Below are 19,955 nucleotides of genomic sequence, written 5' to 3' on the forward strand. Positions count from 1 at the left end.
TTTAATCGTAATGATTACTAATAAATCAACTGAGATTAATAGTAATTATTACTATCTGAAATGTCAATCATTACTTTAATAACTTTTAAATAGTTAGTAAATCAAAATTAAATAGTAATTGCATGAACCAAGCACACAAATAAATCCGCACACTGCATGCACGGATTTTTATACATAGGTCAGATCCTCTAATATATCGCGATTAACAAGTTCCTCTTTGAAAACACATGCCACCGTTGAAAACATTAAGTTATGGAAGGATTGTATTCTTCATAAGAAAGAACAATATGCTCCCGTTTTAGCGGACAACGCTCTATAATCGCCTTGCGTTTCGCTTTCAGAACAATTTGCTCAATATCAGCAAAACTGCAGCCGGAAAGACGCTCGCATGCCTCTTCCGTCAACCCAGCTTCTCCCTCAAAGCCATTGATTAACAGTTCGATATATTGATACCTGCTTGATTCATCAGGGATAGAATAAATCATTTTTGTATCAAACCTTCTCCAAATAGCCCTATCCAATTCATTTTCCAGGTTCGTCGCTGCTACAAAAATGCTATTATCACCAAAATCATCGAGACATTGCAGCAGTGTATTCACCGCACGAGCCATTTCTTTAACCTCGTCATTACTCTCCCGTGTTCTTGCAATGGCATCAAACTCATCAAGGAATAGAACACAAGGAGATGCTTTCGCGTACTCGAATATTTTCCGGATATTGCTTCCAGTCTCACCCAAATGGCTGTGAATCATTGCATCCAATCGAACTAGGATAAGTGGAAGCTCCAGCATTTGAGCCATATAAAATGCCGTCAGTGTTTTCCCTGTGCCTGGTGGACCATACATAACCACTTTATTGGGAATCGGAACTTGATGTTCTTCAAATACTCCCCTCATTCCTAAGATTGTAATAAATTCATCGACAATCTTTTGATTCATATCGGGCAAGACGAGATGTCTAACCTTTTTGGCACATTCTTTGGGTGTATAATAGGTTCCCATATCCATTCCTTTTGCTCTTGGCAGACGTTGATTGGCGCTGCTTTTGGTCATTATTTATTGAAGCTCCTTTAAAAATAATTATTTTTCAAGAAATCCAAAAGATCCTTTCTGAATCCAGTTCAACCTGCTCTAATTGCCGTTCGAAGTCCACGTGAGGAACTATAGAGTCTGCTTGTGACCATTCGTTATTTTCTTTTTTTGAATAGACCCTCCACTTATCATTTTCCCAGCGGAATTGGGCAAAATCAGTCCCCAGCCACTTTCGGTCATGCCATTCAGGCCGTTCCTCTATCAATGTAATTTGGTTGTGCTCCATACGATAACTTATTCTGACGGATAACCGTAAATCTCCAGGCACTTTTTGATCAATATATCCGTTTAGAATGGCCTTCAGCCTGTTTACAGTGAATGAATCCATCATTACTCACCTCGATTAAATCTGTTAATTTTGATCTCAAAGGGTTCACGAATATCCATCATCTTCTACAGCCTATTTATTCGTAATTATTACGATTTAAAATATCATACTTTCTTTTCGTTTATCATGTCAACCAATGGTACAAAAAAGAGCCTTTATAGTTCCAAGGCTCTTTCGGGGTTTATCTATAAAATCGTCCATCTTTCCGCTATTTCACGATAGATATAATTCTTATATAACGTTCTCTTCTTCTATTTAGGTGATTCAACAGCAACCATGACTGGTTCATGCTAAATTAATTTTCAAACTCCGTTCATAAAAACTGTCAAAATATAACCTGTCCCAATAGGATCGTGTAGAGATACATCTGAAAACGACTTCAGATTGACATCATATCGTGTCCACAACCTAAAAAATTCTATATCACCGGAGAAGACATAAAGGATTTGATTACATTTGCACCATTGGGCTTATAAAAGTTATCAAGAGCTACCGTAACAAAAGCACAAAGCTGTCCACTTTTGCGGCACACTGTATTTTAAAGATATCTGGACTAGTGTTCCATAAAAATAATCGAACATTACAAAATCCCTGCTATTGCCGTCATCCTAAACTTATGTATAATTTTACATAATAACAATCTTGTTTCCATTTGAAATTTTCCTAAAAAAGATAAAAAACCTCCAACCCCGTGTATGCAGCTTCGGAAGTTATTCATTGACGCTCCATTTCGCAGTTACTCTAAGTACAGAATCCCAAAATCACAGCTTCTATGAAATTCTGGTTTGTTCGAATGAACTCTGCTCCATGTTCCAAAATGCGGATAGGTCGTATCGTCGCCGCACTTGTAAAAGTTTCCTCTCATCCTTTTTCCCGGCACTGCCCGAAAGTCTGAAAAATAAGATTGTACCCAAGCCCATGAGATCGAAAAGCTTAATTCCCAATACACTTCTCCTTTATCATTGATTTGATCGGTAGTGGTTAGGACATGGAAAAGTGCCGGATTAATAGTGATTGGGAAGCGATCATACCGATCCGCTCCTATCTGCAAGAGAATTGTGCCATTCGCATTAAATTCGAAATTCATATAGCGTTGGTCCGAATCCGGAGTAGGCTGAAAAAAGAACTCGATGCAGCTATCCTTATACACGGGATCATTTAAGTTTCTGTATGTTCGTATTGGATTCTTTTCGTAAACCTTAAACTGAAGTTTCAGATCCTCCTGACTGTAATTTAATCTTGCTGTAACGACCGGGTTATACCCTTTAAGCCATTGATATTGCTTGATGATCTGGACTTCTTCTGTATCTGAAACATCCGTCTGATTTGTCAGACGGGAAATTACTAAGGTTTCCAATTTCCTTTCCATGTTTCATTCCCTTCTGTTCGGAATCCCACTGGGGTTAACACACCAAAACAACCCTATTAATTAACTTGATTATTTAGACCCGAGATTTCGCGCGGCCGTCTACCGTTACCTGTATTGGCGGATGAAGGAGACCGCCATCTCGGGCGAATCCCCCACTTTCCCCTCTCCCAAGGGCACCGTACACACACATCCCTTGGATCGACCGGCTGATGTCGGATGCCGTCCTTCACATGGGTGGGGACGATATAGCCCTTCAGCAGGTGTACACCTTGCACCGGGTCATCCCCTGTTACCATAACCATGTCAGTCCACCCTTATTTCGCACATGGTAACGTAATTCCTTCATGGATCGCCCGATCGGCCAGAAGTGCGACCTCCATCGCCCGGTAGGCATCCTCCATTGCCGGTATAGCGGGTAAGTTGTTCTCCAGCATGGACAGGAAATAGTCCAGTTGGGCACCCGTAGGCTTCACGGAGAAGTCCATATTGATCTGCCGGACCGTTCCTTTCCGATGGTCTTCGACCTCGACCAGATTTCCCAGATACTGTTCCTCTCGCGGTCGATCGTTCTTGTAGATGATGCGGATCCGGCCTGCGGGTCCGATGAATTCCTTCCGGTTATCAGTCGGAAGCCCCTTGCCCCACCCCGTCTCAAAGTAGCCTATGGAGCCGTCCGACAAACGGAGGGTCATGAGCCCATAATTGTAAGTGTACAGCGGGACTTCTTCATAAAGACGCTGCCCGATCCCGTTGACGCTTATCACGTCCGCCCCTGTAGCCCAACGCATCACATCGATATAATGGACGCCGCAATCTACGATCGGCGAGACGTCTCGGAGCAGGGACAAGTGGGAAGCCCAATTTTTGGAGGGCTTCAATTGGGATAACCGAATGACCAAGGGGAAGCCGATGGCGCCCTCCCGGATCATCTTCATTACCGCCTGGTACGTGGTGTTATGGCGAAGGATGTGACCAATCAGCACCTTGGTTTTGGCTCCACCGGCCAGCTTCATGAATTCCTGCGTTTCCCGTGCATTGCCCGCCATCGGCTTCTCGCATAGGATATGCTTCCCTGCAGCGAGACAATCTTTTGCGATCTCCAGATGGGAGGACGGGTACGTGGCGATAATGACCAGATCCACATCGTCACGCTCGATCAATGTCCGGTAATCCGTGCTCCAACACTTGGCTCCGTATTGGCTTGCCACTAAGGAGGCCCTGTCCCGGTTCCAATCCGCCACGCCGATCAACCGGACCCGCTCCTGTTGTGATATCGCGTCCAAGTGGAGAGAGCCCATATAACCACAGCCTATCACGACCGCCCCGTACCTTTTCATGATGCATCCATCCTATCCTTCTCACTCGCGGAGGTTATTTTGTGTTGATCCAAGCTCTTGTTGGGAGAAGCCGAAGTCTCCCTACAGCATCTAATCTTCATGGTTGAGCACTTACATTTGTATAATACCGGATTACTACAGAATAGCTTTCGTCTTGTTATGATACCTTGTTACCTTTATTATATAAGAATGATGGATAGTTTTATTTAGCTAAGAAAGTTACTTTTTGCACGATTCCGGTATTCCATCTAATTCTATGTAAGGGATCTATCCTGTTATTCCCCACCCTCTCCAACACCCGGTCCGCAAGCGATTCCTCTTCCAGGAGTGGACTCCCTCCATCCATTAAACGCAGTTCCAGACGGTCGCGCCTCGCTTGTTCCCGAGAAGGAGGCTAAAAGATTTTGAGCTGCTCTATGTGTGCCACGGCCAATTGTCCGTTGCGACGAAGGAACGGAAACTATACGGTGTTACCAGGGCAGCCTCCGTTGCCTTCCGGCGTCTACCACCGGAAGGCAACGGAGGCTGATCCGACCACCAAACGGATCGGGATCACGGTGAATTGCAGTTGGTAGAAGCGCAGAACTTAAAATCTTACGGTTCGTGAGCACCGTACGGGTTTGACCCCCACCCTCAGCAGTTAAATAGATAATTTTCTGAATATGTTTTTTTATGTTCATTTAACCCAACTACAAAAAAGCAACTCTCCTGTTGGCAAGTTGCTTTTAAAACACTCTATTGTGAATCTTTAGTTATTATCTAAGACCCTACCGCTTCGCCTTATAAAACTCATGATAAAGCTTCATCAGCGCCCTTTTCTCAATCCGTGATACACAACTCCGCGAGATCCCCAGCTCCTTAGCAATTCCACGCTGCGTCCTCTCTTCCCCGCCTGTATCCAGCCCAAACCTACACACCACAACTTCTTTCTCTCGGTCATCCAGAATATCAAGATTTCGATAAATCTTGATATTCTCAATCTTAAGATCGACCTCTTTAATAACATCATCAGCTTCTGAGCCGAGGATGTCGATAAGCGTAATTTCATTACCTTTTCTTATGGCTTCTTTCCCAGCAGATACTTTACTCTTTTCAGGATGCCCATTATTGATCTTGCGGGCTAGTGCATCTGGAATCATCAGTGATTCTGCTTTATGCCATTCTCCCATATAGAAATCTTCCACTTTCATGAAATGAAAAACATAATATTCTCTGTTAATTATTAGCTGTTCCTCTTCTTTTTGAACTCGTGAAATTCAAGGTTTTTGATGATGCAGCCGGATGATGATACTCAATATCCTACAACCCCATAAAACCTATCATATAACGTTATCTATTTAACATTTTAGTTAACATATACATTACAAATAATAATTAAAAAAGCCTTTTTCTCCTTTTTTTAAACTCAAAATATATTAATTCCATAATATTCATTGACTGAAACAACTACTAGTGTTATATTTCCTAACATTAAATAATAAAATACATAAAGGAAAAGGAGATTACGCACATGAATAAGTTCAAACGTCTACGTGAAACTAAAAGAGATCATTCTGGTTCCACCCGATCTGAATATTCACCAGCAAAAAAAAATTGGAGTAAAAAGCAATTTATAGCTACTTCAATTGTGTTATCTGTTATTGCTACGAGTGTAATTCCGTTCCAAACAGCTGACGCTTTAACTAGAGTTACTTCAGAAAGTGGCACAGTATGGGAGATTCACGATGTTTTTGCTCCTAGCTTAGACACAGGAAGTTTACGTACAATTGGTGCTACACAAGTACAAGGTTTCGGCAATATCTTTGTTAAAGTGTCCTCGCCTTCAGCTCCACTGATGAATGGTCAAATGATGCGTGGGTTTGACTTGAAATACGATGGCGTTAATAAGTTTACTTCGGCTCAATCTGTAAATCTAGGAAATGTAACTGTAACACGTGAGGTGTATGTGGATACTATTCATAATCGAACGAGATTCTTTGATACATTCACTAATAAAAATGATGTCGCTATAAAAGTTGATGTATCATTCGGTGGCTCTTTAGGATATGGTACAACAACAAATGCTTCAGTAGTTAAGGCAACCTACTCAGGCGATCTTAAGGTAACTACAGATGATTCATGGATTGTTGTAGATAGCAGTGCCAGAAACAATAAGCCGCTAGGCGTTGCAGTGGGATCTCCAAAACCGTTTGATAATGGATTAACAGGTCTAGGGAATCAGCAACAGGATCCATTCACAGTACCCTTAGCTGAGTATGGAAATGAAGCGAATTTCTATGGGTTCATTAATTCACTAAATATTGGGCCGGGCGAATCGAAGTCCCTAGTAAATTATGTACAAGTTGGAGAAGCTGGTGAAGAAGGGTTGAAAAATCTGGTTGCTATGCTAGATGGACTTCATAGTCTGCTGGATGTAACAGGATTAACAAACGCACAAATTCGTTCAATTAGCAACTGGGATATATCTGCTATAGAGGGACTTGATACTGGAGATCATCTGGATATTCCAAATGCTCCTGCGGCCAAAGAATTAATAACTTCATCGCCGTATGATGTTAAGAATAAATCAATTGCAGAAATACAGAAGGATATGATTAATGGTAAAACTACTTCTGTACAAATTACTCAAGCCTATTTAGATAGAATTAAGGTATACGATGAGGGACAATTGGGATTCCATGCATTCCTGCATGTATCTGAAACTGCGCTTAACCAAGCAAAAGCTGCTGACGATGCCCGTGCACAAGGTGTAAAAGGTGATTTATTAGGTATTCCAATTGCGATAAAAGATATTTATGACACAAAGGATATGCCTACTACAGGTGGCAGTAAAGCTCTTGAAGGCTGGCAGCCTGATTCCGATGCCTTCCAAGTGAAAAAGCTGCGGGAAGCTGGAGCTGTAATTATTGGTAAAGTAAATACCTCTGAGTTTGCTAACAGCGGAAGCTTTAGTGAGAGCGGCTGGCAGCAAACATGGAATGCACTCTATCCATCAAAAACATCTTTTGGCTCAAGCGGCGGGTCTGCAGTATCTGTTGCAGCTGATTTTGCAGCAGCAGCAATGGGATCGCAAACAGGGGTATCTCTCTATGCACCAACTACAGGCGCTAGCTTAAAAAGCTTCCGGGGTACAGACGGTATGGCAAGTACTACAGGAGTACTTCCACTCACTTGGGGACAAGATTATGCAGGTCCTATTGCTAAAACAGTAACTGACCTAGCCATTATATTGAATACTACAACGGGTACAGACCCACAAGATATTTTCACAGTCACTGCTGATGCAGATCATAAGCGTCCAGTGGATTGGAAGGAATCTCTGGATGCTAATGCATTGAAAGGAAAGAAAATTGGATATATTCCTGCATCCTTTGTATCTGCATATGCTGATGATGATACTGGACGGGCAGTGATGGATAAGTTCTCAGAGCTTCAAGCAGCGGGGGCGACAATGGTTGAAATGTCAGCTGTACCATCAGGCCCTAGTCGTCCTTCAGGTATTAATGGATCTACTGAAGGTTGGGCACGTTATATTGAGCTTCATAAGGACTTCCCTTATATTGATGGAGCAAGTGTACTAGCTTCAGATAAGGTGCTTATCTATAATCAAAGAGGATATAGTACTCCAACTCGCATGACTGAACAAGCTGTGCAAGATTACATTAAGTATAGAACCGACTATAAGGAAGTTATTAAAAACTGGATGGACGCGAATGGCGTTGATGCTGTTGTTTATGCAGGTTTTATTAGTGACGTATATAACAATGACGCATCAGCTTCTCAATTAAGTTCTGACCGTAACACGGGCGTATTAACCTCTAATGTGGGTCTCCCTACGGTAGTTGTTCCTGTAGGAACGAATGACAGCGGATATTCTATTTCTATGCAACTGGTTGGTAGAGCATGGGACGATGCAAAAATTTTAGGCATGGGCTACGCTCTTGAGCAACAAAGTCAAGCTAGACTACTTACAACATTTGCTCCAGCACTTCAATATGTTTCAAACTCTACTAATCCTGATCCAAACACAGATAATGGACCAACCAATCCAAATACTGGAGGAGGTACACCTCCAGCAGTAACAACGCCTATAGAAACAACGGCACCTGCAGAAACAATAACACCAGCAGATAAGCCGAAAGTTGTTAGTTTTGTAGATACAATGAATTATTGGGCAAAAGCAAGCATTGACGCACTAATTGCTAAGGGATTATTGACGGGTTATTCCGATGGAACATTCCGTCCAAATTCAGGTTTGACTCGTGCCGAAGCAATTAAAGTAATTGCAACTTACATGGGACTTGAAGGACAAGAAAGTAACTTTATAGATGTATCTCCAACTCATTGGGCGAATAAGTTTATTGGTGCAGCTGCTGGATCAGGTTTGATGAACGGATATAGTGACGGAAGATTCCGTCCAGATGAGAAGATTAGTCGTGGTGAATTAGCGGCACTAATCACTCGAGCCTTTAAGCTAACAGGTACTGGAAACACATCATTCAAAGATGTTACAAGAAATGCATGGTATTATGATTCCATTGATGCACTCGCATCCAATAATATTATTACAGGATACGCAGACAGTACATTTAAGCCTGAAAAAGATATTACTAGAGCAGAGTTTGCAGCAATTGTTTCCAGATTACTAGGAACTATTAATTAAAAGAAATTCAATTAAAAATGACAGAGTACTCGAGTAACCACGTTTACAGGAAGGGCCATCCCGAAAGGGATGGCCTTATAACTTGCCGTTACAGATAGTGCGATGAAATGAACCGTATCATAAGTAGGGCGAACCCTATCCATACAAAAAACGACTCATCCGTAGACAAGTCGCTTTTCAAGTTTTATTATTAATGGATTATTACTGTGTAATTGTCATCAGTCCTACCGCTTCACCTTATAAAACTCATGATACAGCTTCATCAGCGCCCTTTTCTCTATCCGCGAAACATAACTCCGCGAGATCCCCAACTCCTTGGCAATCTCCCGCTGCGTCCTCTCTTCCCCACCTGTATCCAATCCAAATCGCCCAACGACAACCTCTTTTTCCCGGTCATCCAGAATATCAAGATTACGATAAATCTTGCTCTTCTCGATCTTCAAATCAACTTCTTTAATGACATCATCAGCTTCGGAGCCAAGGATATCGATAAGTGTAATTTCATTACCTTCTTTGTCCGTCCCAATTGGATCATGCAGGGATACATCTTTACGAGTCTTCTTCAAGGATCTTAGGTGCATCAGAATTTCGTTTTCAATACAACGGGCAGCAAAAGTGGCCAGCTTTGTCCCTTTGTTCGGGCGATAGCTCTCGATGGCTTTAATCAAGCCGATGGTGCCGATGGAGATTAGATCCTCCATGTCTTCTCCGGTGTTATCGAATTTTTTTACTATATGGGCGACAAGTCTCAAATTGTGCTCGATAAGCAAATTTCGGGCTTTAGCATCCCCTTCAGCCATCATGCCTAAGTATTTGCTTTCCTCCTGCTCCGAGAGCGGCTGTGGAAATGCGTTGTTCCTTACGTAGGATACCAGCAACGTCAGTTCTTTGATTAGCAACGCGATCGTACTTAAGAATCCAGGCAACTTGGCGACACCTCCCGCACTTGTACAATGAAACCGATCTGTTAGCCTTACGGGTTCATGGTCATCTTATTGTATGTGGGTAGATGCCTAGAAGTGCATGTACGGGGGAAATTGTACAAACCCATTATTAGTCTCACCGCTTTAGCTTCATTAATGTTCTCCTCCACTTGCCACCCGATTAAGTCCATGTACTTTAACCTACAGCTATATGCAAAGATTCTCTAATATCAGAAGCATATTTCTCACCCGTGATAGATGTTCCACCGCCTGCAGTTCTGCTCAACGGAACGACGCTAATTAGTCATGATAAAAATGATGCAGCAAGATCCAGCATCAAAAACAGTACAACTGCCTTAATAAACTGCAATAACCTGCGAATCTCCGCGATTTCAATACTTTGATAGAACGTTTACTAGACTAATTCCCAACAAATAAGGGCTCTTTCCATGTTGACTTTTCAACATATAGTGATTAAAATAAACAACGCACACTAAATATAGTATGGATATGATTTTCCAGTATTTACAGCTTATCTATTCAATCTTTACATATTTAATGTAGGTTTAATATATACAGGGGGAGAGACTCCATGCTAGTCGCATACGATTCGAAAACAGGAAACGTCAAACGCTTCATTGGTAAGCTTAAGCTGCCAGCTGTGCAGATTGAAGAGCATATGACCATTGATGAGCCTTATGTGCTTATTACATATACCACCGGCTTTGGACAAATTCCAGAGAAGGTGTCTACTTTCTTAAAGAACAATTATTCCAATTTGAAGGGCATCGCCGCCAGCGGCAACAAGAACTGGGGCGAGCTGTTCGCGAATAGTGCAGACTTGATTGCAGATCGGTACAACGTGCCAGTTATTGGGAAATTTGAACTATCAGGCACATTTGGTGATGTAGAACGAATTAAACAGGAGGTGAGCCGAGTTGCGGCATATTGAATTAAACAACATGTTGATGAAGAGAGACGAAAGTGGCTTCTTTCAATTGGATAAAGACCTTGAGGCAGTAGCCGAATTTATGCGGGATGTAGAACGGCGTAGCCTGGTTTTTGCGAATACAAAGGCCAAGGTTGATTATATGTTTGAACAGGATTTCTATGAAAATTTTTACGAGCAGTACAGCGTGGCTGAAATTGAGGAAGTTTATCAAATTACCCATGCCTACAACTTCAGTTTTCCATCTTATATGGCAGCTTCAAAGTTCTATACGGATTACGCTGTAAAAACCAATGACCGTAAGCAATATCTGGAGCATTACCCGGACCGTGTGGCGGCAGTTGCCCTTCACCTAGGACGCGGGAACGCCGACACTGCCAGCATGCTAGCCCGTTCAATGATGGAGCAGCGCCTACAGCCGGCGACTCCGACCTTCTTGAATGCCGGCAAGAGCCGTCGCGGTGAGCTAGTGTCCTGCTTTCTTATTGAAATGGATGACTCGCTTAATTCGATCAACTATGTACTAAATACTTGCATGCAGCTGTCGAAGATCGGCGGTGGCGTGGCTGTCAACCTGTCCAAGCTTCGCTCCCGCGGGGAGACCATTAAAGGGGTTGAAGATGCAGCCAAAGGCATTATACCTGTACTCAAGCTGATGGAGGACGGCTTCTCCTATGCTGACCAGATGGGTCAACGTAAAGGCTCTGGAGCCGCTTACTACAACATTTTTGGCTGGGATGTTCTTGAATTTCTCGACAGTAAGAAGATCAATGCCGATGAAAAAACAAGACTCAAAACCCTGTCCATCGGCCTAATCATTCCGAATCGCTTCTATAAGCTGGCGAAGGATAATGAACCGCTCCATGTATTTGCCCCTTACAGTGTGTACAAAGCTTACGGCACGCATCTTGATGACATGGATTTGGATGAAATGTACGATAAGCTGCTAGCCGATCCACGTGTCAAAAAGAAAAAGGCCATGAGCGCACGGGATATGCTGACCAAAATCGCCATGATCCAACTGGAATCTGGCTATCCATATATTATGAACAAGAGCAACGCCAATGAAGCTCATGCCCTGAAAAACGTAGGACAGATCAAAATGTCCAACCTCTGCACGGAAATCTTCCAGCTGCAGGAGACCTCTGAGATTGCCGACTACGGGCAGGAGAATACTATCCGCCGTGATGTTAGCTGCAATCTGGCTTCCTTGAACATTGTCAACGTGATGGAGCATGGCAAAATCCGTGAATCGGTACATGAGGGCATGATCGCCCTGACCGCTGTCAGCGATATGACCAGCATCTCCAATGCCCCAGGCGTAGCCAAAGCAAACAAAGAGATGCACTCGGTTGGTCTCGGTGTTATGAATTTACACGGCTATCTGGCCAAGAACAAGATCGCCTATGAAAGCGAACAGGCTCGCGATTTTGCCCGGACCTTTTTCATGACCATGAACTACCATTCACTGGAGAAAAGCATGGAGATCGCTGCTGCAACTGGCCGGTCTTTCCAGGGATTCGAGGCTTCTGATTATGCGACAGGAGCTTATTTTGAGCGTTACCTGACTACAGATTACCGCCCTGTAACGTCAAGAGTACAAGAGCTATTCGGTGATATTTTCATCCCATCCCCTGCGGACTGGGAACAACTACGCGATGCAGTAAAAGCAAAGGGTCTATATCATGCTTACCGTTTGGCGATTGCGCCAACTGCCAGCATTTCCTATATTCAAAATGCCACTTCAAGTGTTATGCCTATTGTAGAGCAGATTGAGACACGGACTTATGCCAATTCAACGACTTACTATCCAATGCCGTACCTGCGGCCGGATAATGTATTTTTCTATAAATCGGCTTACCAAATGGATCAGTTCAAGGTAATCGATCTGATCGCGGAAATCCAGCCCCATATCGACCAGGGCATCTCGACCGTTCTGCATGTGAACAGCGATGTCTCCACCAGAGAACTGGCCCGCTCCTATCTGTACGCGGCGCATAAAGGTTTGAAGTCGCTGTATTACACCCGGACCAAAAAGCTGTCCGTTGAGGAATGCCTCACCTGCTCTATCTAACTGGAAGGCTATAGCCGCAGAAAAGGAGATTGCCATATTATGACCGCTATCCAAGCCGTTAACTGGAACCGTCCTGACGACGATTTCTCATTGATGTTCTGGAATCAGAACATTATGCAATTCTGGACGGACGATGAAATCCCATTATCCGATGATAAAATGTCCTGGCTCACACTCAGCGAGACAGAAAAGGATTCCTATATGAAGGTACTCGGCGGACTCACGCTGCTGGATACGATTCAAGGCGGAGTAGGTATGCCGCAGATTATGGAGCATGTCGAAGGCCTTCAGCGCAAGGCTGTGCTTGGCTTTATGGGCATGATGGAACAGATTCACGCCAAATCGTACAGCAGCATCTTCACCACTTTGTCCTCCACGGAGGAGATTGACAGTGTATTCCGCTGGGTTGAAGAGAATCCTTATCTGCAGTTCAAGGCAGAGACCATATCACAATATTACAAAAAAATAGATTCACCCAAAGATCTGTACCTTGCCATGGCAGCCTCAGTACTGCTCGAGAGCTACTTGTTCTACAGTGGCTTCTTCTACCCCCTATATCTGGCCGGTCAAGGCAAAATGACTTGCAGCGGTGAGATTATCGACCTTATTCTACGGGATGAGAGCATTCATGGGGTATATGTCGGTGTACTGGCGCAGGAGATCTTTGACGGGCTTCCAGAGGACGAGCAACGCGAGCTACACCAGAAGCTGGTAGACCTCCTTAGACTGCTCCATGAGAATGAAGAACGTTATACAGAGCAGATCTATGCTCCCATCGGACTGGTGGACGAGGTTAAGACTTTCCTTAGATACAATGCCAATAAAGCCATGATGAATCTGGGCCATGATCCGCTATTCGACGAGGAAGAGATCAACCCGATTGTTCAGAATGGTATCAGTACCCACACCAAGCAGCATGATTTCTTCTCGAAAAAAGGGAACGGATACGTGCGGGCGCTTAACGTGGAGCCGCTAAAAGATGAAGACTTTCAATTTTAAATTTAGATAAAGCAAAAAAGTGCGGAGAACATTCTCCGCACTTTTTTGCTAACTGTAATATTAGATTATTGCAAACTTTTTAGGTATGTTCTGGCTTCTTCGTAGGTATCGTAAGCATCTGCAAAATCTCTACCAAAAATACGTTTCAATTGCATTCTCCAAATTGGATTTTTAGTTACATAAGCCCATCCTGCTTGACCAGCTTCACTCGCCATCGCACCTGTAGGGGCTAGCATAGCTGCAACCTCAGGAGTAAGTACACTTTTAGATTCTGTTACATCAGTTGTTCCTGTAAATTTAGGTTTAACAAGCTTCATGATATTTTCAAAGTCTTTAAGGTATCCTGGAACATCTTCAGCTGAAAAATCAATAGATACTACATCGATATGGTTCTCATTTTGGTTGTACTTAATTGTGTATGGCATAATTTTTTCCCTCCAAGTTTTAAAGTTATTTTTTTAATGATAGAGATGAAAATGTATGTAACTTCACAGACAAAAAATACCTGCCCCAGGCTTTTTCAGGGCGAAGACATCTACTTCCTGTATCGTTTTTATAACAACACCCTTTCTAGAATATTAACTAATACATATTACCTATATTATTATCGACAAATTTCTTTTTTTATTTATATTAAAATACAATTTTCTACAAATTCCAACATATCCATGGCATATTTTCCTTAATTCATTCATTTTTGTGTATCAGCTGTCCCTTACAACCATGCAATTTGCCAACATACGAAGAATCTGTTTTTAGACAACTAAAAAAGACTCTGCGTGCGACTTCCAATTTTAATCCAGTCACCCTACAGGTTTTTGGAACCAGAATACGCCGCAAAGCCTTTAATATTATATATTAGTTGTTATATAAGTAAATTAATCCTTAATTACTTTGTTGCGGAATAGCCCCCGTCAATCACATGTGCTGTACCTGTAATAAAGGAAGCCTCATCACTTAGTAGGAAGCATGCAAACGCAGCTACTTCCTCAGGCGTACCGTATCTGCCCAGAGCCGTTCCAGAAGCGATAAGAGATTGAAGCATCTCTACATCATCAGACAACAGCTTTTCATATCTGTTCATGGTTGGTGTTGGGATAGGACCAGGGCAAATAGCATTTACTCTGATGTTCCGGTGACCCACTTCTTTGGCAACCGATTTAGTCATGCCTACAATGGCATGTTTACTTGCTGAATAGGCTGCATCATTGGCCATCCCAATGAAAATACCATGCAAAGAGGAACAATTTAGAACGGAAGCTCCGGATTTCATATGTGGTAATGCATAATGCAACATGTAGAATTGGCCATTAAGATTTGTCTGAATCACCTTTTGAAACAATATCGGATCATATTCTGTAACATCCGCATTATCTCCTGTAATTGCTGAGTTGTTGTAAAGGCAATCAATTTTTCCGTAGGCTGCCAATGTTTGATCTACGATATTTTTGCAGTCTGCTTCAAGAGAAACGTCTGCCCGAACAAACAACGCTTGCCCGCCTAAAGCTTTGATTTCTTCAACTGTGTTAGCTCCAGCATCTGATCGATTGGCAACTACTACAGTACCACCCTCACTTGCTACTCTTAAGGCTGTAGCTTTTCCGATTCCTGTACCTGCACCTGTAATAATAACTACTTTGTTCTCAAATCTGTTGCTACTCATTATGTGCACCACTTTCTTCTGTCTTTTTCAGGAGGAGGATTCGAACCTCATAGACCCTAAAGTCACCTGATGCAATGCGAATTGGAACATTTTTGCAGAAAAATCGACAAAATTATCCTCTATATGACAACTTTATTGTATTTAATTGTATATAGCAATCAATATTTTGATCGACATAAAAAATACACCCCTTAGAATTTCATCAGAAAAACCAGAAGTTTTATCCAATGTATATTCTAAGGGGTTTGGTAGTTTGCAAATCCGTCGTTGTTAATGAAACCATATTCCAAACAAATTATTTATTGGCTTATAGATAAGGATAATTAGAAACAGCGGACTGGGGATGTTCAACTTTAACAACGCGCATAAGGTCGCGCCAAGCCCCAAAATCCAAAATATAAAATATACGCTAAGATCACGTACTCGGCGCTTTCGTATTAATTTAGGCAAATCAAGTGCCATACAACCAACAGCAATCACCAAAAAAAACAGTATTATCATTTGGCTTCACTCCTTGATTTTTTCAAGAAAAGAATTATCTGTTAGACCCACGCGGTTAATAACTACTGAGGCACTATAATGGACGGGTAATGATTTAAGATAGTCATCGCCTTTTGTTTGCTGTAGCTTTGCCCAAGCTTTAGGGCTGGCATGGTAGATCGATTGTCCAAATCCCATAATATCAACATTGAAGCGATTATTTACTTGCTCCACAGTGTTTTGCATCCGCTCAATAATCCGTTCCTCTGTTTCCTTCTCCAACCGTCTTATAGTGCTTACCAGTTCCAAATTCTCCACACTTTGCACTTCTTCAATATTGCAAAGCGTCTTCACATTAAGGTAAATATGCGGCTCCCCATCAATAATTTTTACTTTGCGTTTGGTTGAAGCCTGGATCGCTTCGATAACAATAGGTTTTCCGTCTTCCCCTGCTACCGGACCAGAATGTGAGGTTACCTTATCATTGATATAATTGTAACCGATCGTTTCACCCTCGTTTAGCCAACCGATCAGTTTGTCTTTTCTGAACACAGCAACAGTATGGTATTCCAATCTCGCCTTAGGCATTGTTCGCTCTACATTGCTTTTATCTCCACCCTCTTTGGGATCTCCCATAACTTCCACTCCGGTAAGTACAGGGTTTTCACCTTGGGACATTAAAGTTTCAATAAAATCATCCAGCGTGACAGCGACTGTTTTTGCTGAATCTTTATAAGAATTATCTAGGGAACTAAATAATTTGTTCGCTGGTAATTTATCCATAGGTGTAAGGACATTCAAGACATCGCTAGCGGTTGTATCTCTGGCAACCATAACGTAGAAATCCATTCGAGGTTCCCGACTTCTTTTAAATACGTCCAGTATCTCGCCCACTCCGGAGCGGGCAAGTTCCTCCCCAATCACTAACACCCGGATATGACCAAGATAACTCGTTCTAGAACTATCCAGATTCAACATACGTTGTGCATCATAAAATGTAGGTACCGTAAATTTATAAACAACCACCGGGACTCCAGTACCTCCCCCTCCTCCATTCGATTGTGAGGAAATTGCAGATGGAATAACGACCTGCATCGAAACTGTATAACCAGTTTCAGCTTTGTCGATCCCTATCCCCAGGACAAAGGCTACCTCATTTAGCTCCTTTCTTTCCCAACAGCCACTTAGCACTAAAGTAAATTGGAGAGCTATCATCAATCGAAGAGCGCCTCTAACTAATTTTTTATTCATTGTGTTGATTCCTCATCACTGGATGTGCTTTGACGAAATAGGTTCTGTGTCTTGTTCTCAGCAGGTCTTGTCTTTAAAAAAGGCCATGGAAAGCGAAAAATTGAGTCTTTTAAGTCTTTTGAGTTATAAGGTCCGAGCGGACTCATGTAAGGCATTCCGAAAGAACGCAAGCTCGACAAATGCAGTACGATGATAAAAATCCCGAATAGAATGCCATATAATCCGATAAATCCTGCCAAAGCTATAAGCACAAAACGGATCATCCGTGCAGCTATAGACATTCCTGTCTCCGGAATAACAAAACTAGAAATGGCTGTAAGCGATACAATGATGACCATTGCAGAGGAAATAAAACCCGCCGCAACCGCTGCTTGCCCAATCACCAACGTTCCGACAATGGAAATTGCCTGTCCAATATTTTTAGGTATCCGCACCCCCGCCTCCCGCAAAATCTCATAAGTCATTTCCATGATCAGCGCCTCGACAAAAGCAGGAAAAGGAACACTCTCCCGCTGGGCAGCTAAACTAATTACAAGATTGGTCGGTATCATCTCCTGATGATACGTAGTAATCGCAACATACAATGAAGGTGCAAGCAAAGTAATAAAAAACGAAATAAAACGAACTAATCTCAGCAATGTTCCAATATCTGCTCTTTGGTAATAATCCTCAGCAGACTGAAAAAATGCTACAAAAAATGTGGGTACCAATAGTACAAAAGGGGTACCATCAACAAGAATGGCTACTTTTCCTTCCAAAATACCTGCTGCAATCGTGTCCGGACGATCACTGTTGTATACGGTAGGAAAAGGTGTAACTGCCGTCTCTTGAATAAACTCTTCAATATATCCACTCTCGAGAATACTGTCCGTATCAATTTTATTCAGACGGTGTTTTACTTCTTGCACCAAATCCTTATTCGCTATGTTACTTAGATACATAATGGATACGCTAGTTTGAGTCACCCTTCCGATCTGAACGGTTTCCAGCCATAAATGGCTATCTTTTATTTTCCGCCGAACCAGTGCTGTATTCGTCCGCAAATTCTCCGTGAATCCTTCCATTGGACCTCGTACAACCGATTGCGAACTGGGTTCTCCTACATTGCGATCTTCCCAGCCAGGTAAACCGATCCGGAGAGCGGTGGATGTCCCATCGAGCAGCAGCATTACACTACCGGACAATAATTCGTGTACAAATTGGTTGAAATCAACGATGACGGTTAGATCACCGGCTATTAATATTTGTTTCTTAATGATCTCAATCTTCTGCTCGGGTTCAAGCTTCCCCAGCTGTTCATAAGGAATATGTTCCTGCAAAGAATACAAAATTGAATTGTGCAGCACCTGAGTATCTACAAGACCATCTATGTAAATCAAAGAAATATGAGTATTTTCTTCTATCTGCAACTCTTTTATCACTACATCAGAACTTCCGCCCAGCAACCCGTACAACTGATCAATATTGGTTTTCAATCGGTTTGATAGTCTAACAGTCTCCGAGCTCTTCATGATGTAGCCTCCACTTCACTTAGATTAATGAGTATAGTTTGATGTTAATTTTGATAATTATTCCTTTCTGATTAAAATTCGGAATGGCATAATTCTGGTAACTACAACCATACTAAAACTAGTCCAATAAATTTGAGGGGGTATATGCATTTGGAGAAAGATCGAATTAGTACCAATCAAATGATTATACTCGGGCTATTCACATTTATTGGGGATATGGCGCTTGTGTATCCAGCGTTAATGATATCAGGAGCGCAACAAGATGCATGGATTGCTGCTTTGATTAGTATTCCCTTGGGCCTGGCGACCATAAAACTGTTGCTCTGCTTAGCAGACATTGAACCCGACAAGAATATTATCGAGCTTAGCCTACAAATTCTAGGAAAATGGGCCGGAACAGCTGTAGCCATGTTCTATCTAGTGTTCTTCCTGATTGCAGCTTCCACTTACATAAGAGAAATTGAAGATTTCATGTGTACACAGATTTACGAGAAAACACCCGGTGGGGTTATCCGTTTTATGGCCATTTTCCTGCTGGTATATGGCGTACGATTGGGTCTGGAGACATTGGGACGGGCAGCTCAGCTTTTTTTCCCTTTGTTTGCAGTTTTTTTGATCGGTCTGCTGCTTCTGCTAACACCCGATGTCAAAATGGAACGTTTATACCCCATCATGAACACACCAGTACCGGACATGCTCCATACTTTGATGTATGGTGTTTTTTATCCTTTTGGTGAATTGTGCGTGTTTCTTATGGTATATCCTTATGCTCAGAAGAATAGCAAAACTAGCCGGGATATTTTCATAGCCTTGATCATCGGAGCTCTGGGACTTAACCTCATCTTATTTTTTTCCATTACCGTTCTTGGTGTTTACGCTTCTGAACATCAATTTTATGCCGCATATATTCTTGCTCAAAAAATTAATATTGCTAATTCTCTGCAACGTATTGAAGCGCTTATGGCTACAGCATGGATTATCAGTACATACTTCAAAACAGCCATTTATTACTATGCTTTAACATTAGGTACAGCCCAATTATTTAAACTTAAAAGCCATCGCCCTCTGATCATACCCACTGGATTTTTGTTATTTGGTATGTCACAACTGATTGCCAAAGACATCATTTTCTATGTAAAGGAAATCCCTGCCTACTGGGTAGATTGGGATTTCACTCTTGCATTTGTTCTGCCGCTTATGTTGCTAATTGTGTATTATTTTAAAAAACGTCTTGCAACCAAAGGCTAAACGACCTCACTTCCGAAATTAAAAAAAGGACAGCTATTGAGCTGTCCTTTTTTTAATGAATTACTTGCC

15 protein-coding genes and 2 pseudogenes are annotated in these 19,955 nt (G+C 42.2%); 5 read left to right on the forward strand and 12 right to left on the reverse strand.

Annotated features, from left to right (window positions below; translation table 11 throughout):
- Positions 1-245: 245 nt before the first annotated feature.
- The 7 genes and pseudogenes from M2444_RS16615 to M2444_RS16650 form a co-directional block, all read right to left on the reverse strand.
- On the reverse strand, positions 246-1,052 hold the full coding sequence (locus tag M2444_RS16615) for an AAA family ATPase (RefSeq protein ID WP_280787507.1): 807 nt from the start codon (positions 1,050-1,052) through the stop codon (positions 246-248).
- A gap of 34 nt (positions 1,053-1,086) precedes the next feature.
- The gene (locus tag M2444_RS16620; protein WP_256990621.1) at positions 1,087-1,422 is read right to left on the reverse strand and encodes a DUF3024 domain-containing protein; all 336 of its coding nucleotides are present in this window, start codon (positions 1,420-1,422) and stop codon (positions 1,087-1,089) included.
- Positions 1,423-2,155: 733 nt separating this feature from the next.
- Positions 2,156-2,788: a carbohydrate-binding family 9-like protein gene (locus M2444_RS16630; protein ID WP_280787508.1), complete on the reverse strand. Its 633-nt coding sequence runs from the start codon at positions 2,786-2,788 to the stop codon at positions 2,156-2,158.
- Positions 2,789-2,973: 185 nt separating this feature from the next.
- Positions 2,974-3,093: pseudogene (locus tag M2444_RS33475) on the reverse strand (sugar phosphate isomerase/epimerase); the annotation flags it as partial.
- Positions 3,094-3,102: 9 nt separating this feature from the next.
- Entirely contained in the window at positions 3,103-4,125 is a 1,023-nt protein-coding gene (locus M2444_RS16640) for a Gfo/Idh/MocA family protein (RefSeq protein WP_348536923.1), read from the reverse strand.
- A gap of 470 nt (positions 4,126-4,595) precedes the next feature.
- Complete coding sequence (locus M2444_RS16645) at positions 4,596-4,805, reverse strand: hypothetical protein (protein ID WP_094878127.1); 210 nt, start codon at positions 4,803-4,805, stop codon at positions 4,596-4,598.
- Positions 4,806-4,892: 87 nt separating this feature from the next.
- A pseudogene (locus M2444_RS16650) lies at positions 4,893-5,183 on the reverse strand (sigma-70 family RNA polymerase sigma factor); the annotation flags it as partial.
- A 452-nt stretch (positions 5,184-5,635) separates the two neighbouring features.
- On the opposite strand from M2444_RS16650, the gene M2444_RS16655 reads away from it, so the two are divergent.
- A complete protein-coding gene (locus tag M2444_RS16655; protein ID WP_280787509.1) occupies positions 5,636-8,788 on the forward strand; it encodes an amidase family protein in 3,153 nt (1,050 codons plus the stop codon).
- A gap of 224 nt (positions 8,789-9,012) precedes the next feature.
- On the opposite strand, the gene sigK is transcribed toward M2444_RS16655, so the two are convergent.
- On the reverse strand, positions 9,013-9,714 hold the full coding sequence (gene sigK / locus M2444_RS16660; RefSeq protein ID WP_094871184.1) for an RNA polymerase sporulation sigma factor SigK: 702 nt from the start codon (positions 9,712-9,714) through the stop codon (positions 9,013-9,015).
- Positions 9,715-10,303: 589 nt separating this feature from the next.
- Between sigK and nrdI the strand changes: the two genes are divergently transcribed.
- From nrdI to nrdF, 3 genes are read left to right on the forward strand one after another with little or no spacing between them, the layout of a single operon-like run.
- Positions 10,304-10,663, forward strand: a complete 360-nt coding sequence (nrdI, locus tag M2444_RS16665) for a class Ib ribonucleoside-diphosphate reductase assembly flavoprotein NrdI (RefSeq protein ID WP_094871201.1) — start codon at positions 10,304-10,306, stop codon at positions 10,661-10,663.
- Positions 10,650-12,734: a class 1b ribonucleoside-diphosphate reductase subunit alpha gene (nrdE, locus tag M2444_RS16670; RefSeq protein ID WP_280787510.1), complete on the forward strand. Its 2,085-nt coding sequence runs from the start codon at positions 10,650-10,652 to the stop codon at positions 12,732-12,734. The genes nrdI and nrdE overlap by 14 nt, the downstream gene beginning before the upstream one ends.
- Positions 12,735-12,773: 39 nt before the next feature.
- Complete coding sequence (nrdF, locus tag M2444_RS16675; RefSeq protein WP_094871205.1) at positions 12,774-13,733, forward strand: class 1b ribonucleoside-diphosphate reductase subunit beta; 960 nt, start codon at positions 12,774-12,776, stop codon at positions 13,731-13,733.
- A 65-nt stretch (positions 13,734-13,798) separates the two neighbouring features.
- Here nrdF and M2444_RS16680 read toward each other — a convergent pair whose 3' ends face one another.
- From M2444_RS16680 to M2444_RS16695, 4 genes are all read right to left on the reverse strand, one after another.
- A complete protein-coding gene (locus M2444_RS16680; protein ID WP_094871207.1) occupies positions 13,799-14,158 on the reverse strand; it encodes a hypothetical protein in 360 nt (119 codons plus the stop codon).
- 464 nt (positions 14,159-14,622) lie between these two features.
- On the reverse strand, positions 14,623-15,396 hold the full coding sequence (locus M2444_RS16685) for an SDR family NAD(P)-dependent oxidoreductase (RefSeq protein ID WP_094871209.1): 774 nt from the start codon (positions 15,394-15,396) through the stop codon (positions 14,623-14,625).
- Positions 15,397-15,903: 507 nt separating this feature from the next.
- Positions 15,904-17,127: a Ger(x)C family spore germination protein gene (locus M2444_RS16690; protein ID WP_280787511.1), complete on the reverse strand. Its 1,224-nt coding sequence runs from the start codon at positions 17,125-17,127 to the stop codon at positions 15,904-15,906.
- A complete protein-coding gene (locus M2444_RS16695; RefSeq protein WP_094871215.1) occupies positions 17,124-18,638 on the reverse strand; it encodes a spore germination protein in 1,515 nt (504 codons plus the stop codon). The genes M2444_RS16690 and M2444_RS16695 overlap by 4 nt, the downstream gene beginning before the upstream one ends.
- Positions 18,639-18,782: 144 nt before the next feature.
- On the opposite strand from M2444_RS16695, the gene M2444_RS16700 reads away from it, so the two are divergent.
- Positions 18,783-19,886, forward strand: coding sequence for a GerAB/ArcD/ProY family transporter (locus tag M2444_RS16700; RefSeq protein ID WP_280787512.1), 1,104 nt, complete (start codon positions 18,783-18,785; stop codon positions 19,884-19,886).
- Positions 19,887-19,955 lie beyond the last annotated feature (69 nt).

Origin of the sequence: Paenibacillus sp. PastF-3, assembly GCF_029893135.1 — a bacterium.
In the GTDB taxonomy this organism is placed as follows: Bacteria; Bacillota; Bacilli; order Paenibacillales; family Paenibacillaceae; genus Paenibacillus_AQ; species Paenibacillus_AQ nitricinens.

Excerpts from the sequence above, each read along its gene's own strand:
- M2444_RS16615 (WP_280787507.1), bottom strand. The coding sequence starts at position 1,052 with ATGACCAAAAGCAGCGCCAATCAACGTCTGCCAAGAGCAAAAGGAATG.
- M2444_RS16620 (WP_256990621.1), bottom strand. The coding sequence starts at position 1,422 with ATGATGGATTCATTCACTGTAAACAGGCTGAAGGCCATTCTAAACGGA.
- M2444_RS16630 (WP_280787508.1), bottom strand. The coding sequence starts at position 2,788 with ATGGAAAGGAAATTGGAAACCTTAGTAATTTCCCGTCTGACAAATCAG.
- M2444_RS16640 (WP_348536923.1), bottom strand. The coding sequence starts at position 4,125 with ATGAAAAGGTACGGGGCGGTCGTGATAGGCTGTGGTTATATGGGCTCT.
- M2444_RS16645 (WP_094878127.1), bottom strand. The coding sequence starts at position 4,805 with ATGAACATAAAAAAACATATTCAGAAAATTATCTATTTAACTGCTGAG.
- M2444_RS16655 (WP_280787509.1), top strand. The coding sequence starts at position 5,636 with ATGAATAAGTTCAAACGTCTACGTGAAACTAAAAGAGATCATTCTGGT.
- nrdI (WP_094871201.1), top strand. The coding sequence starts at position 10,304 with ATGCTAGTCGCATACGATTCGAAAACAGGAAACGTCAAACGCTTCATT.
- nrdF (WP_094871205.1), top strand. The coding sequence starts at position 12,774 with ATGACCGCTATCCAAGCCGTTAACTGGAACCGTCCTGACGACGATTTC.
- M2444_RS16680 (WP_094871207.1), bottom strand. The coding sequence starts at position 14,158 with ATGCCATACACAATTAAGTACAACCAAAATGAGAACCATATCGATGTA.
- M2444_RS16685 (WP_094871209.1), bottom strand. The coding sequence starts at position 15,396 with ATGAGTAGCAACAGATTTGAGAACAAAGTAGTTATTATTACAGGTGCA.
- M2444_RS16690 (WP_280787511.1), bottom strand. The coding sequence starts at position 17,127 with ATGAATAAAAAATTAGTTAGAGGCGCTCTTCGATTGATGATAGCTCTC.
- M2444_RS16695 (WP_094871215.1), bottom strand. The coding sequence starts at position 18,638 with ATGAAGAGCTCGGAGACTGTTAGACTATCAAACCGATTGAAAACCAAT.
- M2444_RS16700 (WP_280787512.1), top strand. The coding sequence starts at position 18,783 with ATGCATTTGGAGAAAGATCGAATTAGTACCAATCAAATGATTATACTC.